General features: G+C 43.4%; 4 protein-coding genes. 2 read left to right on the top strand and 2 right to left on the bottom strand.

The features are described from left to right. Window positions 1–215: 215 nt before the first annotated feature. Window positions 216–1,193 carry a bile acid:sodium symporter family protein gene (locus ACYVR3_RS15945; protein ID WP_054734812.1) on the bottom strand — a complete coding sequence of 326 codons (978 nt, stop codon included), beginning with the start codon at window positions 1,191–1,193 and terminating at the stop codon, window positions 216–218. 520 nt (window positions 1,194–1,713) lie between these two features. Between ACYVR3_RS15945 and ACYVR3_RS15950 the strand changes: the two genes are divergently transcribed. Continuing rightward, window positions 1,714–2,202, top strand: coding sequence for a hypothetical protein (locus tag ACYVR3_RS15950; protein ID WP_054734811.1), 489 nt, complete (start codon window positions 1,714–1,716; stop codon window positions 2,200–2,202). 324 nt (window positions 2,203–2,526) lie between these two features. On the opposite strand, the gene ACYVR3_RS15955 is transcribed toward ACYVR3_RS15950, so the two are convergent. Next, entirely contained in the window at window positions 2,527–3,018 is a 492-nt protein-coding gene (locus ACYVR3_RS15955) for an AP2 domain-containing protein (protein ID WP_461244999.1), read from the bottom strand. Window positions 3,019–3,750: 732 nt separating this feature from the next. Here ACYVR3_RS15955 and ACYVR3_RS15960 point away from each other — a divergent pair. Further along, window positions 3,751–4,641: a LysR family transcriptional regulator gene (locus ACYVR3_RS15960; RefSeq protein WP_054734804.1), complete on the top strand. Its 891-nt coding sequence runs from the start codon at window positions 3,751–3,753 to the stop codon at window positions 4,639–4,641. Window positions 4,642–4,790: the final 149 nt, after the last annotated feature.

Below are 4,790 nucleotides of genomic sequence, written 5' to 3' on the forward strand. Positions count from 1 at the left end.
CTTCTTCCGTTCCTAGCTCGTAGGCCCGCCACTGCGTTCCAGCCTCGCATAGCGCCGGAGCCTCCCGCGGCATCTTCTCACAATAGAAAACCAGAATCATTTCACAAACTAAACATGCTTACGCTGGACACAAACGTAAATAAACCTAAAATCCCTAATCCAATAAAAAAGAACTTGGACGACCACTCGTCACAAGTTCTTTTTTGATGTATCGTTTACCGACCAGAAACTGGTGCAGTTTCAGCGGTTGTTTGAGCAGCTTTCTTTTCAGTCCGACCACGCCAGTAAGATGACAAGATTGAGCCTGAAATGTTGTGCCAGATACTAAAGATCGTTGATGGAATTGCGGCGGCTGGCGAGAAGTATTTCATCGCAAGCGTTGCACCCAAACTGGAATCTTGCATCCCAACTTCAAAGGTAATCGCCTTACGTTGCGGATCCTTCAACCGAATCAACCGTGAGAAGAGGTAACCCAAGCCGTAGCCTGACAGGTTGTGTAGCATCACAACTGGGATAACCAATGCGGTTGCAGCGGAGAAAAGTTCTGCGTGGTTAGCAGAGATAACGGCCCCAATGATCAATAGGATTGCGGCTTGTGAAATGAGTGGCAGTGCCCGGGTTAATTGATCGATTTTCTTACCAAAGATCGTGTGGATCAAAACCCCTAAGATAATTGGTACCAGCACGATCTTGATCGTGCTCAAGAATAACGATTGCGTTGGAATGGCAACGTATTGACCAGCGTACAGCAATAACAACCCTGGCAAAGCAATTGGTGCCAACAGCGTTGATAGCGTTTCAATCGATACATCCAACGCAACATCGCCACCTGCAAGGTAGGCCATAACGCTAGACGACGTCCCGCTTGGGCATGACCCAACCAAGATAACCCCGGCTGCGGTTGCACCCTTTAATTGAAAAATTTGGCAAAGTAGAAACGCGATTAATGGCATGATCACATAATGAGCGATGGTGCCTAAGATAACCGGAACTGGGCGTTTAACGATTCGAGCAAAGTCGGCGCCCTTTAACGTCAGCCCCATCCCAAACAAAATAATGCCAAGTAAGTACGACGTGTTTGGAACGACCCAAGCACTCGTCTTTGGGACAGCGTAGTTAAATGCCGCCCAAATCACAACTAATAAGGTAAACCAACGGCCAACCCATTTCCCAACTGCTTCAATTGTATTCATATGTAGTCCTCCCTGAATATAAAACGTGAACAATAATTGAGGTAAAATTGGTTATTATAGTAGGACTCAGTGCCAACTAAATTAACCGAAGCGGTGCACTATGTGTCATTAAATTCTCATTTAGAATTTAATGTTATTTCTAAACCAAACGAAGTCAAATCACCTACTGTCTCGGTAATGTTAACCATTTAACCGTCGTGATTTCAAACAACCATCGTTTCAAATCTATCAGTTAAATGAGTACAACATGAATTTTATCATTTATCTTTAATTTGTCAATCATATATTTTAATTATTTTTTAATTTCATTAAATTTCATAAATTCTCATAGAAGTGTAATCGTTATCATTTAAACGAACGATAACGAACTGTCTTATTTATGAGAAAACACCGATTTTATGAGGTGTTTATCCACCGCTTCGTAGACCAATTGACGTATACTAATAGCGAAATTAACTGCTGAAGACTAGTCACCCTGTTAGCTGACGCCTTTACCAACCAACGGAAAGGAGCTGCCGTTATGATTTCCGCCACTCCCCTGACTAAAAATATTTCCATTGTCCAGCAACAATTGCTTGAGCTTCGACAACAGTCCGTTCGTCATAAAAACGCCAATCTGGGTCAACTTACCTGTTTAATCGTCATCGTTAGTGTCGGTCTCATCACGGTTCGCATCGTACCTGCCAATCAGCTCAAAACCTGGTCATTTCTATGGCGTCAAGGTCAAAGTCATGTGCTCCTCATGAGCCTGATGTTAATTGCGATCATGGCTTTCGCAATTTCTTGGTGGTGCTGGTTCAGTGATTTAAAGTATCGGTCACTGGAAGCCCAATTTACCGAACTTCACGATAACCACGCTGAAATGATCAAGGCCTCCCCAACACTGGCTGCGATTGCTGCCGACTACCAGCGACAGTTTGATTTGGCAATTTTGTTAAATGGCATCGCCACTGCGGTTGCGTTCGCAGTCATCGCGGGAATTGGGTTACGATTGATCCTGCCAGCCTAAACAGCGGACAGTAGTCGCCCCATCTAATCAAACAATGCAAACGAAAGGCCCCGAAGATTCCAAGGTTAAGAATCTTCGGGGCCTTTACTTATATAGAAGCTGATTTCTGCGTATCATCACACATCCGTTGAAAATCACTTGGTGATTTAACCACGAACTAACGATTGTGAACGAACACTGTTAAGTCGCTTGACGTCAAAAAAACAAGCTCAACACTTACCAAGTATGGTCAGCTTCCCTACCGATTGCTTTGTTTTATCGCTGTTCACTTACGGTTCACCCTACTTATACACCACTAAATTTCAGCAAAACCGCCCTACTCAACTACTTCGTTACGTCTGCCTCAGCCTGCCGCTGTTGACGTACTTGTGCTTGTGCTAACTGCCGGGCAGCAATTGCTTCAGCTTTGGTGTCAAAGCTCTTCAACAAGACGTAGGCGCCCTTGTACATCATCCGTGCAAACCACTTATCAGAGTTTTTATCATAAGAGACCCCGATTATCCCGGATTTGTTTCGGGTTGAAACTTTTACGGATGATAAAGCGATACCATTTTGGTCAAACAACGAGCTGGCATCCCCAACTTGTGCCATAAACTGCTGGTTTTGTTGATACTTTTCTCGACTCACGTCACGGCGTAAACACCCACAACTCTGAGTTGATCCAGAACGCAACCGGGCACCATCGACGACAATTTGATTGCCACAATCGCACTGACACAGCCAAAGTAAATCGCCGTTTCGACAATCGCGACCATGAGGCTCAATTGCAATCAACCGGCCAAACCGTTGCCCCGTAATATCCTTTCGCTTTGACACCAGACCACTTCCTTTTGCAAACTTTGCGCTACTTTAGAATGATTAAATATAAGCTATATTGCATTATTTATGCATCATTAATCATTAATTTTAACACGTTTTCCATTAAATACTAGCTAATAAAGTCCAATTTACTAATTCGTATTACAATTGTAACTTATGTGAATTTATTATAACGACGGCTTTTATTAGAATACTTCGCGGTTCAAACTTTTATCATTGAATTCAATTAATCATAGTAAATTACTCATGTTAGAATAATTTTAAAGATAGCTAAAATATACAATATCACATAAATTACGTCTCATCGCTTTTCAGCATTTTCCCCTAGCTCCCCCAAATTCATCCTTGCTTCATGGCAAACCTAAAAAAATTTCATAATTTTCTTGACACTTTCCCAACTGAAACGTTAAGCTAAGTCTAAGCGAATTTTAATTTAAACACTGTGAAGAGAAGAGTAGTGGTGCTGACGCGTCATTAGAGAACCCTGACTGGTGAAAAAGGGTATCGCGTCAGCATGACGAAGATGAGCTTGGAGTGGCTAAGTTGTTCACGCAACTTGGACGATCGTCATCGTTAACTGACTAGGTATCAATCGGTACTGAATTGAGGTTTAGGTCAGTATGACCTAAATGAACTTGGGTGGTAACACGAGCAATCGTCCCTTCGTGGCTAATTTTAGCTACGAGGGGCTTTTTTTGTTTCAATAATTTTAAAAAGAAGGTGAGCGTTTTGAACATTCAACAAATGCGTTACGTCCTCGCAGTTGCCGACAACGGTAGTTTCCACGCTGCGGCTAAAAAACTATACGTCTCACAACCCACGCTGTCGCACGGCATCAAAGAACTAGAACACGAACTTGGTACTCAGATTTTTCAACGCAGTCGTCAAGGCGCCTTTCTAACGACTGATGGGGCAACGTTCGTGAACGAAGCTCGTAAAATTGTTGCAGACGCCGAAAGCCTGCAACGGTCGTTTTCCAATAAGCAATCTAATGAACAGTATTTTTCCGTCGCTGGTCAACACTACGACTTTATTGCGACTGCGCTGTGTGCGGTCATGGCACACTACCCAAATTACCAGTACATCCGGGCCTTTGAAAGCACCACGACCCGCGTGATTGAAGACACAGCCAAGGCTCGTAGTGAAGTTGGCATCGTTTTTCTAAACGAAGATAACCAAGCCCATCTATTGAACTTATTTGCCCAAAATAATCTGGTTTACGACGTGCTCGGGACTTTTGAAACCCATATTTTTATGCGAATCGGTCACCCGCTGGCGCGTAAGTCGATTATCACAATGAGTGATTTAGCACCCTTCCCTCAAGTTCGCTTTACCCAAGATGCCACTTACTCAGAGTTGGCTGAAGATCCAGTCACCGCTCCGAGCGCTGGGCCGGTGATCGCAACCAGTGACCGGGCAACCATGGTGACGATCGTGAATCAAACGGATGCCTATGGCTCCGGTTCGGGAATCCTGGAGGATCCAGAAAATGTTGGTATCGTGACCCGACCACTTGCTGATTCACGCCAAAACCGAATGATTCTGCTTCGTCAAAATAACCATACGCTCTCCGAAATTGCGCAATACTTTGTTGCACAGGTTCAAAAAAGCTTTGCATAAGTCAATATCATGGCTACTTTAACTCTACTCTGAATCAGACTTTAGCAATGCCATAACTTTAACATTTCATCAATATCCTGAATTATTCACCAGAAACTCCAAAATCCCCATCAAACACATGATTCAAGTGCTTGATGGGAATTTTACGT

Source organism: Secundilactobacillus muriivasis (assembly GCF_054785195.1).

What these genes read in the sequence shown, in the direction of transcription:
- ACYVR3_RS15950 (WP_054734811.1), top strand. Translation starts at nt 1,714, where the DNA reads ATGATTTCCGCCACTCCCCTGACTAAAAATATTTCCATTGTCCAGCAA.
- ACYVR3_RS15945 (WP_054734812.1), bottom strand. Translation starts at nt 1,193, where the DNA reads ATGAATACAATTGAAGCAGTTGGGAAATGGGTTGGCCGTTGGTTTACC.